Source organism: Mesorhizobium sp. B3-2-1 (genome assembly GCF_006439515.1).
GTDB lineage: Bacteria > Pseudomonadota > Alphaproteobacteria > Rhizobiales > Rhizobiaceae > Mesorhizobium.
In genome coordinates this window covers 88,399-106,079 of the sequence record NZ_VFTI01000007.1, presented here as the reverse complement: position 1 = coordinate 106,079, position 17,681 = coordinate 88,399, and the positions used below count along the sequence as shown (strand labels likewise).

The 17,681-nt window shown below is 64.0% G+C and carries 17 protein-coding genes; 8 read left to right on the top strand and 9 right to left on the bottom strand.

Going from position 1 to position 17,681, the window contains the following annotated elements; genetic code table 11:
- Positions 1 to 106 precede the first annotated feature (106 nt).
- A complete protein-coding gene (locus tag FJW08_RS09760; protein WP_140759477.1) occupies positions 107 to 532 on the bottom strand; it encodes a DUF3775 domain-containing protein in 426 nt (141 codons plus the stop codon).
- A 150-nt stretch (positions 533 to 682) separates the two neighbouring features.
- Between FJW08_RS09760 and FJW08_RS09755 the strand changes: the two genes are divergently transcribed.
- Positions 683 to 1,219: a tetratricopeptide repeat protein gene (locus FJW08_RS09755; protein ID WP_140759480.1), complete on the top strand. Its 537-nt coding sequence runs from the start codon at positions 683 to 685 to the stop codon at positions 1,217 to 1,219.
- 259 nt (positions 1,220 to 1,478) lie between these two features.
- Positions 1,479 to 1,952: a transcription elongation factor GreA gene (greA, locus tag FJW08_RS09750; RefSeq protein WP_140759483.1), complete on the top strand. Its 474-nt coding sequence runs from the start codon at positions 1,479 to 1,481 to the stop codon at positions 1,950 to 1,952.
- 255 nt (positions 1,953 to 2,207) lie between these two features.
- Here greA and waaC read toward each other — a convergent pair whose 3' ends face one another.
- The 3 genes from waaC to rfaD are packed head-to-tail and all read right to left on the bottom strand — an operon-like array spanning position 2,208 to position 5,115.
- Positions 2,208 to 3,188, bottom strand: a complete 981-nt coding sequence (waaC, locus tag FJW08_RS09740; RefSeq protein WP_140810326.1) for a lipopolysaccharide heptosyltransferase I — start codon at positions 3,186 to 3,188, stop codon at positions 2,208 to 2,210.
- Complete coding sequence (gene waaF, locus FJW08_RS09735; RefSeq protein ID WP_140810325.1) at positions 3,185 to 4,192, bottom strand: lipopolysaccharide heptosyltransferase II; 1,008 nt, start codon at positions 4,190 to 4,192, stop codon at positions 3,185 to 3,187. The genes waaC and waaF overlap by 4 nt, the downstream gene beginning before the upstream one ends.
- Positions 4,165 to 5,115, bottom strand: coding sequence for an ADP-glyceromanno-heptose 6-epimerase (gene rfaD / locus FJW08_RS09730; RefSeq protein ID WP_140759495.1), 951 nt, complete (start codon positions 5,113 to 5,115; stop codon positions 4,165 to 4,167). Before rfaD ends, waaF begins: the two co-directional genes overlap by 28 nt.
- Positions 5,116 to 5,420: 305 nt before the next feature.
- Between rfaD and FJW08_RS09725 the strand changes: the two genes are divergently transcribed.
- From FJW08_RS09725 to gmhB, 4 genes are all read left to right on the top strand, one after another.
- Complete coding sequence (locus FJW08_RS09725) at positions 5,421 to 6,053, top strand: LysE family translocator (RefSeq protein WP_140810324.1); 633 nt, start codon at positions 5,421 to 5,423, stop codon at positions 6,051 to 6,053.
- Between the two features lie 136 nt (positions 6,054 to 6,189).
- The gene (rfaE1, locus tag FJW08_RS09720; protein ID WP_140810323.1) at positions 6,190 to 7,683 is read left to right on the top strand and encodes a D-glycero-beta-D-manno-heptose-7-phosphate kinase; all 1,494 of its coding nucleotides are present in this window, start codon (positions 6,190 to 6,192) and stop codon (positions 7,681 to 7,683) included.
- A gap of 7 nt (positions 7,684 to 7,690) precedes the next feature.
- Positions 7,691 to 8,263, top strand: coding sequence for an SIS domain-containing protein (locus FJW08_RS09715; RefSeq protein WP_140810322.1), 573 nt, complete (start codon positions 7,691 to 7,693; stop codon positions 8,261 to 8,263).
- Entirely contained in the window at positions 8,256 to 8,897 is a 642-nt protein-coding gene (gene gmhB, locus FJW08_RS09710; protein WP_140810321.1) for a D-glycero-beta-D-manno-heptose 1,7-bisphosphate 7-phosphatase, read from the top strand. The genes FJW08_RS09715 and gmhB overlap by 8 nt, the downstream gene beginning before the upstream one ends.
- A 2-nt stretch (positions 8,898 to 8,899) precedes the next feature.
- Here gmhB and FJW08_RS09705 read toward each other — a convergent pair whose 3' ends face one another.
- Positions 8,900 to 9,694, bottom strand: coding sequence for a glycosyltransferase family 2 protein (locus FJW08_RS09705; protein ID WP_140810319.1), 795 nt, complete (start codon positions 9,692 to 9,694; stop codon positions 8,900 to 8,902).
- Positions 9,695 to 9,941: 247 nt separating this feature from the next.
- On the bottom strand, positions 9,942 to 10,421 hold the full coding sequence (locus FJW08_RS09700; protein ID WP_023770207.1) for an Lrp/AsnC family transcriptional regulator: 480 nt from the start codon (positions 10,419 to 10,421) through the stop codon (positions 9,942 to 9,944).
- Positions 10,422 to 10,677: 256 nt separating this feature from the next.
- On the opposite strand from FJW08_RS09700, the gene trxB reads away from it, so the two are divergent.
- Positions 10,678 to 11,652, top strand: coding sequence for a thioredoxin-disulfide reductase (gene trxB / locus FJW08_RS09695; RefSeq protein WP_140759512.1), 975 nt, complete (start codon positions 10,678 to 10,680; stop codon positions 11,650 to 11,652).
- A gap of 91 nt (positions 11,653 to 11,743) precedes the next feature.
- Entirely contained in the window at positions 11,744 to 12,640 is an 897-nt protein-coding gene (locus tag FJW08_RS09690) for a LysR family transcriptional regulator (protein WP_127873461.1), read from the top strand.
- A 21-nt stretch (positions 12,641 to 12,661) separates the two neighbouring features.
- On the opposite strand, the gene FJW08_RS09685 is transcribed toward FJW08_RS09690, so the two are convergent.
- From FJW08_RS09685 to FJW08_RS09675, 3 genes are all read right to left on the bottom strand, one after another.
- On the bottom strand, positions 12,662 to 13,159 hold the full coding sequence (locus FJW08_RS09685; protein ID WP_140810318.1) for an isoprenylcysteine carboxylmethyltransferase family protein: 498 nt from the start codon (positions 13,157 to 13,159) through the stop codon (positions 12,662 to 12,664).
- 745 nt (positions 13,160 to 13,904) lie between these two features.
- Positions 13,905 to 15,956, bottom strand: coding sequence for an elongation factor G (locus FJW08_RS09680; protein WP_140810317.1), 2,052 nt, complete (start codon positions 15,954 to 15,956; stop codon positions 13,905 to 13,907).
- 191 nt (positions 15,957 to 16,147) lie between these two features.
- Positions 16,148 to 17,677, bottom strand: coding sequence for a GGDEF and EAL domain-containing protein (locus FJW08_RS09675; protein WP_140759521.1), 1,530 nt, complete (start codon positions 17,675 to 17,677; stop codon positions 16,148 to 16,150).
- Positions 17,678 to 17,681: the final 4 nt, after the last annotated feature.

The window sequence follows — 17,681 nt, the reverse complement described above, 5'->3', positions numbered from 1 at the left end:
CAATTACGGGAAAAGCTCAGCTTTGCCATCACCCACAAACGGCGCCGGTCGGCTGGAAGTTGCCTGGACAGGCGCTTCGACCCGATCACAATCGGTTACCTCTGCGTTACGCGCCGATCGCTTCCAGTCCCTCTTCCAGCAGGTCGGCGAGCAGCGGCATGCCGAGCAGGTATTTAGCCGTGCGCTTGTTGGCCCGCTCGCGCGCCGCGGTCACCGCCTCGGCCCATTCCGAAGCGTCGTAGTCGCCGCGGCCGACCCAGGCCAGCGCGATCAGCTCCGCAGCCTCGTCGACATTGAGGTCGTTGATCAGCTCGCGCAGCTCTTCCTCGGTGAGGTTTTCCGAGCTTTCCTCGGCAAGGCCGTCATGGTGGTGGTTGTCATGCCCGTCGCCGTCGAACTCGACCTCGTGTTCGGCGCCGTCGGCATAGTCCTCGTTGACGGCCGCACTCAGCGCCTTGGCCTTGAGAATGAACAGCCGCACGGTGTCGGGGCCGATGGTAAGATCCCAGTCCTTTTCAAGCCGCCGCTGCACGGGCCCTCTCCGTGGCTCAGTCTCATTCGAGGCGATGATACCGGATTTGCGGCATCCGTCACCTCATGTTCTCCAGACGGGCTTTTTCCGGGATGAAACGCGGACCGCTCGGCGTTAGTGTTGCATTGTCACACCCTCAGGAGGTTTTCCATGCATAAAAGAGTGCTGATCCAGGCGGCGAGCGCGCTTGTCGCCCTGCAGTTCCTTGCCGTGCCGGCGTTTGCCGCCGGCAGCAGCGGTGGCAGCGACCAGACTGTCACCCAGTGCAAAAAGGGCGAGGTCTGGGATAAGAAGAAGCAGAAATGCGTGCCGCCCAAGGAAGGCATGCTGGACGACGACAGCATCTATGATGCGGGCCATGCGCTGGCGATGGCCGGTCGCTATGACGAGGCGATCTCGGTTCTCGTTCTTGCCGCCAACAAGCAGGATCCGCGCATCCTCAACTATCTCGGCTACTCGCACCGCCATTCCGGCCGCGTCACCGTCGGCCTCGGTTATTACGAGGAAGCGCTGCGCATCGACCCGAATTACACGCTGGTACGCGAATATCTCGGCGAGGCGCATCTGCAGATCGGCGACCTGGCAGGCGCCCAGCAGCAGCTGACCGAGATCGAAAAGCGCGCCGGCAAGGGTTCGCGCGAATACGGCATGCTGTCCGAGCAGATCGAACATTTCATGAGAAGCTGATCGGGCCTCCATGGTTTCTCGAAGCGGCCGCGAGCGATCGCGGCCGTTTTTTGTTCGCCAGCCACTTGGCTGACAAAAGAAGGGATGATTTTAACAAAACCGATTTTTGAGCGTGAAAAGCCCGCAAAGATTGCTATATTCAGGGAAATTGCGGTGAAACGGTTCCGTTAGCCCGAGGCTGCCGGACCGTTTTCTTTTTGTACCCAACGACAAGGCTTCCCCCGAAACGCGGGGGCGGCGGCAGGAAAGGTCAGGCACTATGAACAAGGTCCCGATGACAGGCGAGGGGTTCGCGTCATTGAAGGAAGAACTGCGCTGGCGCCAGCAGGAAGAGCGGCCGCGCATCATCGAGGCGATCTCCGAGGCGCGCTCGCATGGCGACCTGTCCGAGAATGCCGAATATCATGCAGCGAAAGAGGCGCAGAGCCTCAATGAGGGCCGCGTCAACGAACTCGAAGATTATATCGCGCGCGCCGAGGTGATCGACGTCACCAAGCTCAGCGGCGACAAGGTCAAGTTCGGCGCCACCGTGGTGCTGGTCGACGAGGACACCGAGGAAAAGAAGACCTACCAGATCGTCGGCGACCAGGAAGCCGACGTGAAATCCGGCCGCATCTCGATTTCTTCGCCGATCGCGCGTGCGCTGATCGGCAAGGAAGTCGGCGACGCCATCGAGGTCAACGCGCCTGGCGGCGCACGCGGGTACGAGATCGTTCGGGTGCAGTTTATCTGAGGGCTTCGGCTGGGCGCGGCTCCGCGCTGACAGGCGCTATTCGCGCGAGGTTGGCGCCGCCCCTCATTGCCCTGCCGGGCATTTCTCCCCGTATAGTGACGGGGAGAAAGAGGCTGCCGCCGATGATTTCGCCAATTGTCAGTGGCTGGCGCTGACCGTGTGTTTCAGCCCCTTCTCCCCGTCACTATACGGGGAGAAGATGCCGGCAGGCAGATGAGGGGCGGCGCCAACCCTGCCAATCGTTCGATCGAAAAGTCAGTCTTTCCCGGTATTTATCCGGCTGAGCTCTAAAAGTCGCTCCGCCTCCGCGACCACCTGTTCAGGCATCACACGCGCCCCCGGCGCGGCCAGCAGCGTCGACGCATATTGCCCACGTGGCCCGGTCAAACCCGGCTCCGTCGCTAAAAATACCGCCACCGTCGGCAGGCCGAAGGCGCTGGCGAGGTGGGTCAATCCCGTATCGGCGCCGATGACCAGCGTCGAGTGGCCGAGGATGGCGGCGACGTCGGCCAGCGGCGATTTCGGCAGCACGACCGTGGACGGCACGGCCCCGGCGATCGCTTCGGCCACCGCCTTCTCCCGTTCGTTCGACCAGGTGGTGACCGGCGTCAGGCCGCGCTCGACCAGCAGGCGGGCGGTTTCGATCCAGTCCTCGACCGGCCATTTCTTGTCCTCACGGCTGGTGCCGTGCAGCAGGAAGGCGGTTTTGCCGTCGATGGCCGCGATCGTGCCCGCCGGCGCAACGATGCCGGAGTCGAGCGTCGAAAGATCGGGCCGATAGCCGAGCGCCAGCCCGAACAGCCGCCTTGTCCGCTCGATGGCGTGCAGCTTGCGCGGCACGGCGTAGGCGATGTCGTAGAACAGCGTGGCCGAGGGTTCGCGCGCGCTCGGCCGGTCGAATCCGGCGATCGGCGCACGCGCCTGCCGTGCCACCAGGGCCGACTTCAGCAGGCCTTGCGCATCGATGACGAGATCGTAGCGGCATTCGCGCAAGGTTCGGCGCAAGGCCGCCGCCTCGCGCCAGGTGTATGTGTCGAAAAGGTTCTTGCGCCAGCGCCTTATCGCCACCGTGTGGATGGTGCCGATCGCCGGATGCAGGGCGACAATGCCGGCAAACGCCTCCTCCACGCACCAGTCGAAAGCGATATCGGGCCGTGCGCGGCAGGCATCCTCGAGTGCCGGAAAGGTGTGGATGACATCGCCCATCGACGAGGTCTTGACGATCAGCACCTTCATGCAGCGGCCGGAAGTTCCAGCAGCCGATTGGCCGCTGCGGCGACCTGCCGGACTTCCAATGTCTTCAGGCAGTTGAGGTGGCCGAGCGGACAGATTTTCCGGTGGCAGGGCGAACAGGACAGGCCGAGCCAGACCAGTTCGCGCCGCTCCGCCAGCGGCGGCGTGTTTTCAGGCGAGGTCGAGCCATAGACGGCAACGATCGGCGTGCCGACGGAGGCCGCGACATGCATCAGGCCGCTGTCGTTGGAGACCGCGAGCCTGGCCGCCGCGATCAGGTCGATGGCATCCTCCAGCCGCGTCTGGCCGGCGAGGTCGACGACGCCCGGGGCAAGGGCTGCGATCTCCGCCGTCACATCGCGGTCGTTCTTCGAACCGAACAGGGCGACCTTCAAGCCTTTGCCCATGAATTCGCGGGCAAGTCCGGCATAGCTTTCACTTGGCCAGCGCTTGGCAGGGCCGAACTCGGCGCCGGGCATGAGGGCCACGAATTCCCGCGGCGCCAGACCGAAACGGTCGAGCAGGGCGGCCTGGTTTTTCTGCTCCACGGTCAGCCGGGGCGCGCGGAAACTGCCGCCCTGGGCGAGCCCGAAATAGGCCTGAGCGGTGCGCCGTTTCACGGCATCGGGCAGCGGCACGATGTCGGTCAAAAGGCCATAGCGCAATTCGCGCAGATTGCCGAAACGGCGCGGAATGCGGGCAAAGAACGGGATCAGCGCCGACTTCCAGCTGCCCGGCAGGATGTAAGCCATGTCGTAGCGGCCGCGCAGCAGGCGGCCGAAGCGGCGGCGATGGCTGAATTCGAGCGCGCCGGGCTGCAGCGGAAAATCGATCTGCTGGCGGATTTCGGGCATGCGCTTGACCAGCGGTGCCGCCCAGGCCGGCGCCAGCACATCGATCGCGGCGTTTGGATGGAGTTCCTTCAGCGCCGAGAACAGGCACTGCGCCATCACCATATCGCCCACCCAGCGTGGGCCGATCACGAGGATCGTTGGGCTTTCAGCCATTCGACATAGTCTCTGACGCCGGTTTCTACTGTGCGGAATTGCCCGTTATAGCCGGCCGCGCGCAAGCGGGACATATCAGCCTGGGTAAAACTCTGGTAGCTGCCCTTGAGATGGTCGGGGAAGGGTATGAACTCGATCTCGCCCTTGCCTAGCGTGTCGATAACCGTTTCGGCGATGGCCCGGAACGGCTGGGCGCGGCCGGTGCCGCAGTTGAAGATGCCGCTCGCGCCACGCTTCCATAGCCATAGATTGACGTCGGCGACGTCGCCGACATGGATGAAGTCGCGGCTCTGTTCGCCCGGCCCGAAACCATCATAAGCGCCGAACAGTTTCGGATTTTCGCCGCGCTCGACCTGGTTGAACAGATGGAAGGCGACCGAGGCCATGGCCCCCTTATGCGCCTCGCGCGGGCCATAGACATTGAAGTAGCGCAGCCCCGCGACCTGCGAATGATCGCTGTCGAAGATCGTGCGCCTGACATAATCGTCGAAGAGTTTCTTGGAATAGGCGTAGACGTTGAGCGGCCGTTCCAGCGCCGGCTCCTCGCGAAATTCGGCGCCGCCGCCATAGACCGAAGCGGAGGAGGCGTAGAGGAAGGGCACGCGCAACGCCTGGCAGGCATGCAGCAGCCGTTTCGAATAGGCGTAGTTCACCTCCATCATGAACCTGCCGTTCCACTCGGTGGTGGTCGAGCAGGCGCCCTGGTGGAAGACCGCCTCGATGCGGCCGAGCGAGCCGGCCTCCATGCGGGCCAGGAAATCGTCCTTGTCGAGATAGTCGGCTATCGTCAAATCGGCCAAGTTGGCGATCTTGTGACCGTCGGTGAGGTCGTCGACGACCAGGATGTCGTCATGGCCTTCGGCGTTGAGCGCGGCGACGATGTTGGAGCCGATCATGCCGGCGCCGCCCGTGACGATGATCATGAAGGCCTCTGGTTGCGTGCGATTCCGGTCCTTATAAGGGAGGCTGATCGGGCTGTCGACAAAGCAGGTTGCATAGCCGTGATGTAGAGCACCGAACTTGGCGCCGCCCCTCACCTGCCTGCCGGCATCCTCTGCCCGTCACTATACGGGAGAAGTGCCCAGCAGGGCGATGAGGGGCAGCGCCTGTAGGAAGGTGATGGAGCGAAATCTCAGCGATTGCCTGGCGGCGAGACAGGCGTCACAGTGGCGCCGCAAAGCTGCCGCTTTTGTCGGTTCGCCGCCGACGGGATCACAGGGGACAAAAAATGCCGTCGACCGAACTGCTGATCGCGTTCTTCGCCACCACGGCGATCTTCGCCTACATTCCGGGTCCCGCCATGCTTTACGCCGCCGCGCAGACCATGGCGCGGGGGCGCTGGTCGGGGCTGACGGCGGCACTTGGCATCCATCTCGGCGGCTATGTGCATGTCTTTGCCGCTGCCGCCGGCCTGTCCGTGCTGTTCCACGCCGTGCCGCCGCTCTACATGACGGTCAAGCTGGTCGGCGCGCTTTACCTGATCTGGCTCGGTGTCTCGCTGTTTCGCAAGCGCGTCGAGGGCGACGTGGCTCTGCCCACGATCGAGCGCAAATCGGCCCGCCGGGCGTTTTTCGAGAGCATCACCGTCGAGGTGCTCAACCCCAAGACCGCGATCTTCTTCATGGCGTTCCTGCCTCAGTTCATCGATGCCTCGGCGGCCTTGCCGGTCTGGCTGCAGTTCGTGGTGTTGGGCACCATCGTCAACCTGATGTTCTCCTCGGCCGACATCGTCTGCGTGTTCCTGGCCGGCCTGGTGATCGGCCGGCTGCGGCGTTCGAGCCGGGCGCAGCGCCTGGTGCAGCGGGCCGGCGGCGCGGTGCTGGTCGGACTTGGCGTCCACGTCGCCCTGCAGAAAACCTGACCTGTCAGGGTTTGCCTCCGCCCCCGGCGTTGCGCTGTGCCGAATTGCGGTATATCGGCAGGCATGACCGGCCGGCCTCGCAAATCTGGTGTTTCGACCTATCTGAGATCGGCGTTTCCCGCGCGTGGCAGATGACATGATCAATCACAATCCGCCTTCTCCCGAGCCACTGCACCGCGCCATCGCGCGCTTCGGCGACGTCGCCGTGCTGGTGGTCGGCGACATCATCCTCGACCGCTTCGTCAATGGCGTCATCGAGCGGATCTCGCCGGAAGCGCCGATCCCGGTGCTGCACGGGCGCGGCGAGACTTCGGCGATGGGCGGCGCCGGCAATGTCGTGGCCAACATCGTCTCGCTTGGCGCGCGCGCCATTCCGGTCTCGGTGATCGGCGCCGATACCGCCGGCGACAGCCTGGCGCGGATGCTGGGCGAGCTCGGCGCCGACACGGCTGGGCTTGTGCAGCAGCGCGGCCGCATGACCTCGTCGAAGAGCCGCTTCAGCGCGCTCAACCAGCAGGTGCTGCGTTTCGACGAAGAAGAGATCAAGCCGCTCGGCGAGGCGGAACGGGCGGAGCTGAGCCGCCGTTTCCGGGACGCGTTGAAACAGGCGGACATCGTCATCTTGTCCGATTACGGCAAGGGCATATTGCTGGACGGCGTCGCCGCCGAACTGATCGCCATCTGCCGCGAGGCGGGAAAGCCGGTGCTGGTCGACCCAAAGGGCCGCGACTACGCGCGCTATGCGGGTGCGACCGCCGTCACGCCCAACCGCAAGGAGCTTGGCGAGGCCGTCGGCCATGCGGTGTTCGCCGATGACGAGATCGTTGCGGCGGCGCGGGAACTGATTTCGGCGCACGGCTTCGACTTCGTCGTCGCCACACGCAGCGAAAAGGGCATGAGCGTGGTCGGCCCCGATGAGGCACGCCACATCGCCACCCAGGCGCGCGAGGTGTTCGACGTTTCGGGCGCCGGCGACACGGTGATCGCGACCTTCGCGCTGGCGCTTGCCGCCGGCGCCGATCCTGTCGCCGCGGCCTCCATCGCCAACGCCGCCGGCGGCGTCGTGGTGGGCAAGCGCGGCACCGCGCGGCTGAGCGTCGAGGAACTCGCCGGTGCGCTGTTCCGCTCGCATGGTCCGACCGCGCACAAGGACGCCATCCTCGACGCGGCCTCGGCCGCGCGCATGGTGGCGGCATGGAAGGCGGAGGGGCTGAGCGTCGGCTTCACCAATGGTTGTTTCGACATCCTGCATGCCGGCCATGTCAGCCTGCTGCACGCGGCGCGCAGCCAGTGCGACCGGCTGGTGCTCGGCCTCAACAGCGATGCTTCCGTGCGCCGACTGAAAGGGCCGGGCCGCCCGGTCAACGACCAGCATGATCGCGCCTGCGTGCTCGCCGCGCTCGCCTCGGTCGACGCCGTGGTGGTGTTCGAGGAGGACACGCCGCTGGCGCTGATCGAAGCGCTTCTGCCCGACATACTGGTCAAGGGCGCCGACTACACGATCGACACTGTGGTCGGTGCCGATGTGGTGCAGAAGGCGGGCGGGCGCGTCGTGCTGGTCGATCTCGTCGCCGGCAAGAGCACCACCAGCACCATCGGCAAAATGCGCGCGGGCGGCAGCACCAATTGAGGGTTTCATGTCTGAACTGAACGACTATCTGGTCCGCTCGGCGGCCGCCATATCAGCTATGGTCGAGCGCGACCTGACCGGCGAGATGGAGCGGGCGGCGCGCGCCGTCGTGACGGCGCTTTCGTCGGGCAAGGCCTTCCTGATCGCCGGCAATGGCGGCTCGGCCAGCGACGCCATTCACATCGCCGGCGAACTGGTCGGGCGCTTCCTCAAGGAGCGCAAGGCCTACAATGTCATCGCACTGCCGGCCAATGCCGCGGTGCTGACCGCCTGGGGCAATGATTATGGTTTCGACACGGTGTTTTCGCGCCAGGTCGAAGCGCATGGCTCGACCGGCGGCGTGCTTTTGGCGATCTCGACCAGCGGCAATTCGCCGAGCATTCTGGCCGCCGCGGAGCAGGCGCGCATGATGGACATGACCGTGATCGGCCTGACCGGCGACACCGGCGGCAAGCTCAAGCCGCTCTGCGACATCCTGCTCAACGTGCCTTCGACCTCGACGCCGATCATCCAGCAGGGGCATCTGTGCCTCTATCACCATCTGTGCGAAGTGGTCGAAGCGCGCCTGTCGAATGGCTGACAGGATCGGGAAGCCGCACCCACTGACCGAACCGGGCCTGTGGGTGGAGCGGATCGGCGACCGGGTTTTCCCGGCGCGCTCACCGGCGCTGTTGCTGGACCGTGACGGCACCATCAATGTCGATACCGACTATCCCAGCGATCCGGCCGAGATCGAGCTCAGGCCGCAGATGCTGCCGGCGATCGCCGCCGCCAACCGGGCCGGAATCCCGGTCGTTGTTGTGACCAACCAGTCGGGCATCGCGCGCGGCTATTTCGGCTGGGACGTTTTCGCGGCGGTCAACGGCCGCGTGCTCGATCTTCTGAACGAGCAAGGTGTGTCCGTCGACATGGTTCTGGCCTGTGCCTATCACGAGGCGGGCGTCGGGCCGCTTGCCATAGCGGACCATCCGATGCGCAAGCCCAATCCTGGCATGCTGATCGAGGCGGGCAGGCGCCTTGATCTAGATCTCCGGCGCTCCCTGGTGGTCGGCGACAAGCTGGCCGACATGCAGGCGGGCCAACGCGCGGGTCTGGCACAGGGCTGGCTGGTCGACGGTGAGGCGGCACTTCAGCCTGGCTTCGCTATCAGGCGCTTGCATGACGACCACGATCTCGGCGGCCTGCTCGCTGCCATCGACGCGCTCGGATCATAGGCCTACGCCTGGTCGTTGCGCTGCGAGGCTTCGTAGAGCTTGGCCTCGGTGGCGAAGGAATAGATCATCACCGACATCGAGTAGACGAAGCCATGGCGGCCGCACAGGAAGTAGCGCTTGGCCAGGTAGAATTTGAGGAAGTTGCCGAACGGCGACAGCACCAACCGCACCAGGCCGGGCTTCTTGCCCTTCTCGACCAGCGTCACCGCCTTGAGGCTGGAATAGGCGTTGGCCCGGGCAAGATCCTCCTCGACCGATATCTCACGGCGATGCAGCAAGACACCCTCTTCGATCGTGTCGGTCTCGCCCGGCACACGAACGGATTCATGGACCCGCGCGGTGAGATCCATGGTGGCGCCTTCGCGGCGGAAAAGCCTGAGCAGCCTGTTGTGCAGCACCCAGCGATGGGCATAACCGTAGCCCTTCAGCCAGTCGCGGCGGCGCATGTACCATCCGCTGGCCTTGCCGCCGGCCGCCTGGGTGATGGCCACGATCGACTGCCGCAACCGGTCGTCGACACGCTCGTCCGGGTCGATCGAGAGGCACCAGGGCTGGTTGGCATGGTCGAGCGCGAATTGCCGCTGGCGGGGGAATCCCGGCCAGTCATTGTGCAGCAGCGTTATCGGATAGCCCTTGGCGATATAGCTCTTCACGCATTCGACGGTGCCGTCCGTCGAGCCGGAATCGACGATGATGATCTCCGCGCAGAAATCGATGCTCTCCAGGCACGGGCCGATCATGTCGGCCTCGTTCACGCAGATGATGAGCGCCGAGACCGGGCTTGCAAAACGGGTCATGGTCCCCTTCCCATGGCGGATTCTTCCGGAATTCATGTTGCTCGTGCCATCTGTTCTCAAGCAATTCCGGGCGGAAAACCGTTACACATTTTTCCTGGAATTGCTTGAGAAACCAGTCAAGCGCCCAGTCAAGCAGTGAAATCCGGCAGAGCTGTTCAGCCTTGTATATCAGCGTCTTTCGAACACCAACGCGGCACCGGTGTGGCGAACGTCGGGAATTCGTCGGCGCACGGGCGCTCACCCAGACTCAGGAGCGCTCGAACGAGACCAGGCCTTCGTCCTTGACCCGGCGAATGGTGAGCGCGGTGCGCACGGTATCGACGTTCGGCGTCGAGGTCAGTTCCTCGATGACGAAGGTCTGGAAGGCGCCGAGGTCGCTTGCCACGCAATGCAGCAGGAAGTCGGACTCGCCCGACACCATCCAGGCGTCGCGTACGATCGGCCAGCCGCGCGTGCGCTCGGCGAAGATGCGCAGTTCGGCATCTGCCTGGTGATGCAGCCCGACCAGGCAAAAGGCGACGACATCGAGGCCGAGCGCCGGCGCGTTGAGCAGCGCGCGATAGCCACGGATGATGCCTGCCTCCTCCAGCCGCTTGACCCGGCGCAGGCAGGGCGGGGCCGAAATACCGACGCGGTTCGAGAGCTCGACATTGGTCATGCGCCCGTCCGACTGAAGCTCACGCAGGATCTTCCAGTCGATGGCGTCGAGGTCGGCCTTGAGCGGCATTGGGTTCTCGATGATCAGTGTGGCGCAAGAATCTTTCGCGATTTTGTAATTAAACGACTTTTGTGTCGAAGCCAGCCCTCGTCGACGCGATTTTAGGGGAGGTAACGAAAGCGCTCGACGCGCGAATATCCGCATGGGTTGAAGCTTTCCGGGGACGACGGCGCGTTCGTCTTGCTGGCGTGGCTGGCAGCCCTTACATTAAGCGCGATATTTCCACGTCTTTGGCACACTCGTGTCCGCCCCGCAGAGGCTCCAAATGATCACCAAGCATGCGCCCGTTCTCATCATCGGTTCCGGTCCGGCCGGCTATACGGCGGCGGTCTATGCCGCGCGTGCGATGCTGAAGCCGATGCTCGTCGCCGGTCTGCAGCAGGGCGGCCAGCTGATGATCACCACGGATGTCGAAAACTATCCCGGCTTCGCCGATCCGATCCAGGGGCCGTGGCTGATGGAGCAGATGCTCAAGCAGGCCGAGCATGTCGGCACCGACATCATCAACGACATCATCACCGAGGTAGACCTCAATGTGCGGCCGTTCCGCGCCAAGGGCGATTCCGGCACGACCTACACGGCCGATGCGCTGATCATCGCCACCGGCGCGCAGGCCAAGTGGCTGGGCATTCCGACCGAGCAGGACTTCATGGGCTTCGGCGTTTCCGCCTGCGCCACCTGCGACGGCTTCTTCTATCGCGGCAAGGATGTCGCGGTGGTCGGTGGCGGCAATTCGGCGGTGGAGGAGGCGCTCTATCTGTCCAACCTCGCCAAGAGTGTCACCGTCATCCACAGGCGCTCGGACTTCCGTGCCGAGCGCATCCTGCGCGAGCGGCTGTTGAAGAAGGACAATGTCCGCGTTATCTGGGACACGATCGTCGACGAGATCACCGGGCGTCCGGGCAAGGCACCGCTGCCGCCTTCGGTCGAAGGGCTGAAGCTCAGGCATGCCGTGACCGGCGCCGAGAGCCATCTCAAGATCGACGGCGTCTTCGTGGCCATCGGCCATGCGCCCGCGGTCGAGCTGTTCGCCGGCAAGCTGAAGCAGAAGCCGAACGGCTATCTGTGGACAGCGCCGGATTCGACGCGCACCGACGTGCCTGGCGTGTTCGCCGCCGGCGACGTTACCGACGATATCTACCGCCAGGCGGTGACGGCGGCGGGGCTGGGCTGCATGGCCGCGCTCGAGGCGGAAAAGTATCTGGCCGGCATCGAGGTGCATCGCGAGGCAGCGGAATAGGCGGCTCGCAAGACTGTTGAAAAAACGGCTTGGAAACGCCGTGTAAAAGCCCGATTTTTCATTCAGACGCCAACCGTAACGAGGGGAAATCATGGCGTTGGACTGGGACAAGCTACGCGTGTTTCACGCTGCGGCGGAAGCGGGATCGTTTACGCATGCGGCCGAGACCCTGCATCTGTCGCAATCGGCGATATCGAGGCAGGTCAGCGCGCTTGAACATGATGTCGGCGTGCCGCTGTTCAACCGCCATGCACGCGGCCTGGTGCTGACCGAACAGGGCGAGATGCTGTTCCGCACGGCGCATGACGTGCTGATGAAGCTGGAAACCATCAAGTCGCGGCTGACCGAGACCAAGGACCGGCCGTCAGGCGTGCTCAGGGTAACGACGACCGTCGGCCTCGGCGCCGGCTGGCTGACCGAGCGGGTGCAGGAGTTCATCGAACTCTATCCCGAAATCAGCCTGCAGCTGATCCTCGCCAATGAGGAGCTCGACCTCACCATGCGCCAGGCCGATTGCGCCATCCGGCTGCGCCAGCCGCAGCAGCCGGACCTGATCCAGCGCCGCCTGTTCACCGTGCATTTCCACCTCTACGCCGCCCCGTCCTATGTCGCCAAGTACGGCAAGCCGGGCTCGATCGCAGAGTTGAGAAGCCATCGCATCGTCACCTTCGGCCTGCCGGTGCCGTCGCATCTGTCGGAGTTGAACTGGCTGGAGACGGTCGGTGATTTCGAGAGCGGCCGGCGCGTGCCGACACTGCAGATCAATGACATCCTGTCGATCAAGCGCGCCGTGCAGGGCGGCGCCGGCATCGCCATGCTACCGGACTATGTGATCAGCAAGGATTCCGGCCTGGTGCAGCTGCTGCCGGAAACCGAGGTGCCGTCCTTCGACACCTATTTCGCCTATCCCGACGCGATGAAGAACCAGGCCAAGCTGCACGTGTTCCGCGACTTCATCATCGCCAAGGCCAGAAGCTGGTCCTTCTGATCCAAGGTCAGCTCCGCGAGCCTATCCTTTCCAGGGCCTAATCCGCGGCAGCCAGCCCGGCACGTTGCGGCGGTAGGCTTCGTATTCGGCGCCATAGCGGCCGGCGAGCGTCGGCTCCTCATAGAGCTTGACGAAGGTGATCATGGCAGCCGCCGCGATTGCCGCATAGGCGGCGATCGACCAGCTCGAGAACAACAGCGCCTGGCCGAGAATGATCGACAGCACGGCGACATACATGGGATTGCGGACATGGCGGTAAATGCCGCCGATCACCAGCCTTTCGGTCGGTGCGACGGGGGCGGGCGTGCCCAGCCCTTCCAGCGCGAAGCGGGCGAAGGCGTGCAGCAGCACGGAGGCAGCGGCGACGATGAGCACGCCGCCGGCGAGGACAAGGCCGGGCGCCGTCGACCATGGCAGGGCCCAGCGATCGCTGAGCAGCCAGGGAACCAGCCCGGCGACCACGCCGGGGGCCGCAACCAGGAAAATGCCGCTGCCGGCAATCGCCGAAAACCTACGCATTGGTTGATCCCCGCGTGACTGCCTTTGAATTAAACCGCTGCTGCCTCATTACACATCATCAATGTTTTCGGAATTTTGGGAGCAGAATCGGCCAGGATTGGCGTTTTCGGGACGACAATGACGCGAAAGCGCGCTTCATTTTCACGATTCTGCTGGTCCTATTGGCCCCTGGAGCGGGTTGGACCACAGCCTGTGCCTTTTTGCATGCGTGTGTTGCAAAATAGATGCTTGTTTCTTGGGCATGATGAGCACATATATAGATCATCTCCTGGACGCGTTCTCCTCCCATTAGCGTCCTCGAGTGTTCCCCTCTGGAGGTTAGCCTTAACAGGCACTTCCAATCAAACTCAGCCGGATCTTCGTTGATCCGGCTTTTTTGTTGCCTGCGTGCCACGGGGGATGGCTGGAAAATTCACCAGAACTGCCGCGTAACCGTGTCATGTAACCTCTGGTAACATGACAAGGACACCCTCCATCTGCTAAATGGATCATAGGACGCGGTGTGGTTCGGACGGGAGATGGGGGCATCACTCGGACGACCCGGGCTCAGGCGGCTACCGCGTCCGAACCTTTTCCCGTCGAAGCGCGGCGACCTTACATGTGGCGGACCTGCCGTTTTTCCTCCCAAGAAAACGGTCCGCAAAACAAACGGCGTCCGGCCCCCCGGGCGTCGTTTTTTGGTTTTTGCCCCCTCGATCGTTCGAGGGGCGCTTCACACGCATTCCAAATCGGCCACCGGGCGAAATCAGGCGGCCTTGCCGTTGGCGTTCATCGCCTCGTCGGCGAGACGGCCAGTCAGCTCGGCCATATGGTCGAAAGCGGCGCGATAGCTGGCAACGCCTGACGTGGCCGACCGCAGCTCGATGATCAGATCACCGATCTCGGCCTGCGGCATGGTCGCCTCGACGACATCCCATCCAGGCCAGCCGGGCCGCGCGTCATAGCCCAGGATCTGGCCGCGCCGCTGCGGGATCAGCGCGATGATCTTCGACGTCGTGTCCGACGGAGTGACGATCTCGACCTTCATCACCGGCTCCAGAAGCACCGGCGAGCAGGCGGCCATGCCTTCCTTCATGGCGAGCTTGGCCGCCATCTGGAAGGCCATGTCGGAGGAATCGACCGCATGGTAGGAGCCGTCCGACAGGTTGACCGCGACGTCGACAACGGGGAAGCCGAGCGGGCCTGACTTGAGGTAATCGCGTATGCCTGTCTCGACCGACTGGATGTAGGTCTTGGGCACGACGCCACCGGTGATGGTGTCGGTGAACTGGAAGCCGGAGCCGCGCGGCAGCGGCTTGATCTCGATCACCACATCGCCGAACTGGCCGTGGCCGCCCGACTGTTTCTTGTGACGGCCACGCTGCTGCACCGGTTTGCGGATCGTCTCGCGATAGGGCACCGCCGGTGCATGACCTTCGACCGGGATCTGATTCTTGCCCTCAAGCCGCTCGCGCACGACGCGCAGATGCATCTCGCCATGACCTGACAGCACGGTCTCGGCCGAGTCCTGGTTGTGGCGCAGGCTAAGCGAAGGGTCTTCCTCGGCCAGGCGCTGGATGGCGGCCGACATCTTGACCTCGTCCTTGCGCTCCTTGGGGCGCAGCGCGAAGGCGAAGACCGGCTGCGGCGGCTCGACATCGAAGAGCTGTTCGGTCCCGCCCTTGGCTGAAGTCAGCGTCTGGCCGGTCTTGACCGCGTCCAGCTTGCCGAGCGCCACGGTGTCGCCGACCCTGGCGCCCGTCAGCTTGACCTGGTCCTTGCCCAGCATCCTGTAGATGCCGGAAACCTTGGCGGTGTCGCCGCCGGGCAGCCACAGCTCCGAGCCGTCGGCAACCTGGCCCGACAGGATGCGCGACACCGACAGCTTGCCGCCATGCGGCGTGTGGATGGTCTTCATCACCTGGACCACCGTCGCGTTGCCGTCCGGGGCGCCGAGCCGCTTGCGGGTGGCCTCGATGTCGGGCGCGTCGTGGCGGATCGTCTTCAAGAGGCGCAGCACGCCATTGCCTTTCTCGGCGGTGCCGATCAGCACCGGCGTCACAGCGCCGTCGCGCAGATCGGCGGCGAGATCGTCGAAGATCGCGTCCTTGGGCGGTTCGATCTCCTCGAGCAACTGCTCCATCAGTTGGTCGTCATGGTCGGCCAGGGTCTCCAGCATGGAGAAGCGCGCCTCCAGTTCGCGCGCCTTGTCGTCGCCCGGTATCTCGGCCACCTCGCTCTCGGCATATTCGCGGTAGATGTAGGCGCGCTCCAGCGCCAGATCGATCGAGCCGATGACGACGCCGTCCTTGCGCAGCGGGATCTGACGCAGAAGCAGCGGCGCCGCGCTTGTCGGCTGCAGCATCTTCAGCGTGTCGCGCACGCCAGTGATCGCCTTGTCGACCTTGTTGAGAAACAGGATGCGCGGCACGCCGAGATCGTCGAGCTTGCGCATGATGAGCTGGAGGGCAGGGATCTTCTTTTCGTCCGCCTCGGCCACGACCACAGCGACATCGCAGGCGGCCAGCACCGGTTCGGCCTCGAAGGAGAATTCGATCGACCCGGGGCAGTCGATGAAGGTGAACTGCTCGCCCATGAATTCGGTGGTGGCGATCGACGCCTCGACACTCATGGCGTGGGCGCGGGCCTCGGGCGAATGATCTGAAACGGTATTGCCGGAGGAAACCGGGTTCTGGCGGGGGATGGCGCCCGTACGGGCCAAAATGGCTTCGAGAAGTGTCGTCTTACCGCTTGCGAAGGGACCGACTATGGCAATGCATTTCGGTCCCGTGCGTCGTCCTCCGGCGCGATTACCCATGACTGACCTCCACTCAGGCGTTTTTCCTGGGGACCGACTGGCATTCATGGTTCAGGCCAAGGTCAATCGGTCCTGAGCGGCGGCCGGCCTGTTCGACCGTCGCGGGCGGGTCTGTTTCGACCTGCCCCGATTATCGTCCCACTTGTTTGCCTGGAGGGCAAGAAAAATAGGAAGCCGCGCGGCTGGCCGGCTCAGGCGCTGAGCACGAGCGGTTCGACCGAGCGGCCGGCAAGCAGTGCGAGCTTGTCGCGCGGCGCCGGCCTGCCGAAGAAATAGCCCTGGAAACGGTTGCAGCCGGCCGCCTTGGCGAGAGCGAATTCCTCCGCCGTCTCCACGCCCTCCGCCACGATGGTGACGTGCTGGATGCGCGCGATCTGCGCCAGCGCCGAGACGAAGATCTGCGCCACCTGGTCATGGGCGAGGGCGCGGATGTAGGAGCGATCGATCTTGATGATGTCGATGGGCAAGGTCTTGAGATAGTTGAAGCCGCAATGGCCGGTGCCGAAATCATCGAGGGCGATGTGAAAGCCGAGGCCGCGCAACGCTTCGAGACGCCGCAGGATCTCGGGCGTGGCGGCGGTCGCCACGGTCTCGGTGATCTCGATGATGAACTGTGACGCCGACCGGCCGGCTTCCCTAAGCACGCGGTCGCACATGGTGACGATCTCGTCGCGCTTGAGCTGCTCGCCGGAGACGTTGATCGAGATACGGTGGCCCGGGAAATGACCGATATCGGCACAGGCCCGCTTGAACGCCCATTCGCCGAGCATGTCGATCAGCGTCGAGCGTTCGGCGATCGCAATGAACTCGGACGGTGCGATCAGTCCGCGAACCGGATGGCGCCAGCGGATCAGCCCCTCGAGCGCGTGGCGGGAACCATCCGGGCTGACGATCGGCTGATAATGCAATTCGAGTTCGCCCAGATAGACCGCGGCGCGCAATTCCCGTTCGACCAGACGACGGTAGCGCTTGTCGGACAGCATCTCCTCGTCGAAGACGGTGACGCGGCCTCGGCCCGCCGCCTTGCTTTCATAAAGCGCCAGATCGGCAACCAGCATCAGTTCCGTCGTGTTCGAGGCATGGGCCGGCGCCAGTGCCACGCCGACCGAGATGGAGAGCGGAATGGTCTTGCCTTCATGCGATTTGCCGGCGCGCATGGCATCCAGCAATTGCCTGACATCCTTGTTGATGGCGGCCAGGTCGCCATGCGGAATGATGATACCGAATTCGTCGCCGCCGAGGCGTCCGACCATGGCGCCGGCGAAGATGCGTTCCGAGGTCTTGACCAGATGCGTCAGCGTGAGGTCGCCGAATTGGTGTCCGAACGTGTCGTTCAACTGCTTGAAATGGTCGAGGTCGATCAAGAGCAAGGCCGCCTCGCGCCTGTCGCGCATAGTGCCCAGGCTTTCGTGCAGCGCCTCGAGGAAATAGCGTCTCGTCATCGCGCCGGTCATCGCATCCCTGGTGAGGAAATGATGTTTCTCGGCCTCGGCGGCGGCGGCCGACTGGAGGCGATGGACGACGCTGCTGCGCATGTACATCAATGCCAGCAAGGCGAGGCTCGTGGCCAGGATCAAGATGGCGAAGGCACTGCCGGCGGACAGGTTTCGCGAGACGTCGAAAGCCCCAAGCACTGCTGCGCCGATGCTGATCACAAGCAGTGACTGGATACCGCGATAGATCCGGCCGCTGTGGTCCTTGATCGTCGCCAGTATGCTCATCCGC

Excerpts from the sequence above, each read along its gene's own strand:
- gmhB (WP_140810321.1), top strand. The coding sequence starts at position 8,256 with ATGGCTGACAGGATCGGGAAGCCGCACCCACTGACCGAACCGGGCCTG.
- FJW08_RS09685 (WP_140810318.1), bottom strand. The coding sequence starts at position 13,159 with ATGCGTAGGTTTTCGGCGATTGCCGGCAGCGGCATTTTCCTGGTTGCG.
- FJW08_RS09690 (WP_127873461.1), top strand. The coding sequence starts at position 11,744 with ATGGCGTTGGACTGGGACAAGCTACGCGTGTTTCACGCTGCGGCGGAA.
- FJW08_RS09680 (WP_140810317.1), bottom strand. The coding sequence starts at position 15,956 with ATGGGTAATCGCGCCGGAGGACGACGCACGGGACCGAAATGCATTGCC.
- waaF (WP_140810325.1), bottom strand. The coding sequence starts at position 4,192 with ATGGCTGAAAGCCCAACGATCCTCGTGATCGGCCCACGCTGGGTGGGC.
- waaC (WP_140810326.1), bottom strand. The coding sequence starts at position 3,188 with ATGAAGGTGCTGATCGTCAAGACCTCGTCGATGGGCGATGTCATCCAC.
- FJW08_RS09715 (WP_140810322.1), top strand. The coding sequence starts at position 7,691 with ATGTCTGAACTGAACGACTATCTGGTCCGCTCGGCGGCCGCCATATCA.
- FJW08_RS09755 (WP_140759480.1), top strand. The coding sequence starts at position 683 with ATGCATAAAAGAGTGCTGATCCAGGCGGCGAGCGCGCTTGTCGCCCTG.
- FJW08_RS09725 (WP_140810324.1), top strand. The coding sequence starts at position 5,421 with ATGCCGTCGACCGAACTGCTGATCGCGTTCTTCGCCACCACGGCGATC.
- greA (WP_140759483.1), top strand. The coding sequence starts at position 1,479 with ATGAACAAGGTCCCGATGACAGGCGAGGGGTTCGCGTCATTGAAGGAA.
- rfaE1 (WP_140810323.1), top strand. The coding sequence starts at position 6,190 with ATGATCAATCACAATCCGCCTTCTCCCGAGCCACTGCACCGCGCCATC.
- FJW08_RS09700 (WP_023770207.1), bottom strand. The coding sequence starts at position 10,421 with ATGCCGCTCAAGGCCGACCTCGACGCCATCGACTGGAAGATCCTGCGT.
- trxB (WP_140759512.1), top strand. The coding sequence starts at position 10,678 with ATGATCACCAAGCATGCGCCCGTTCTCATCATCGGTTCCGGTCCGGCC.
- FJW08_RS09675 (WP_140759521.1), bottom strand. The coding sequence starts at position 17,677 with ATGAGCATACTGGCGACGATCAAGGACCACAGCGGCCGGATCTATCGC.
- FJW08_RS09705 (WP_140810319.1), bottom strand. The coding sequence starts at position 9,694 with ATGACCCGTTTTGCAAGCCCGGTCTCGGCGCTCATCATCTGCGTGAAC.
- rfaD (WP_140759495.1), bottom strand. The coding sequence starts at position 5,115 with ATGATCATCGTCACGGGCGGCGCCGGCATGATCGGCTCCAACATCGTC.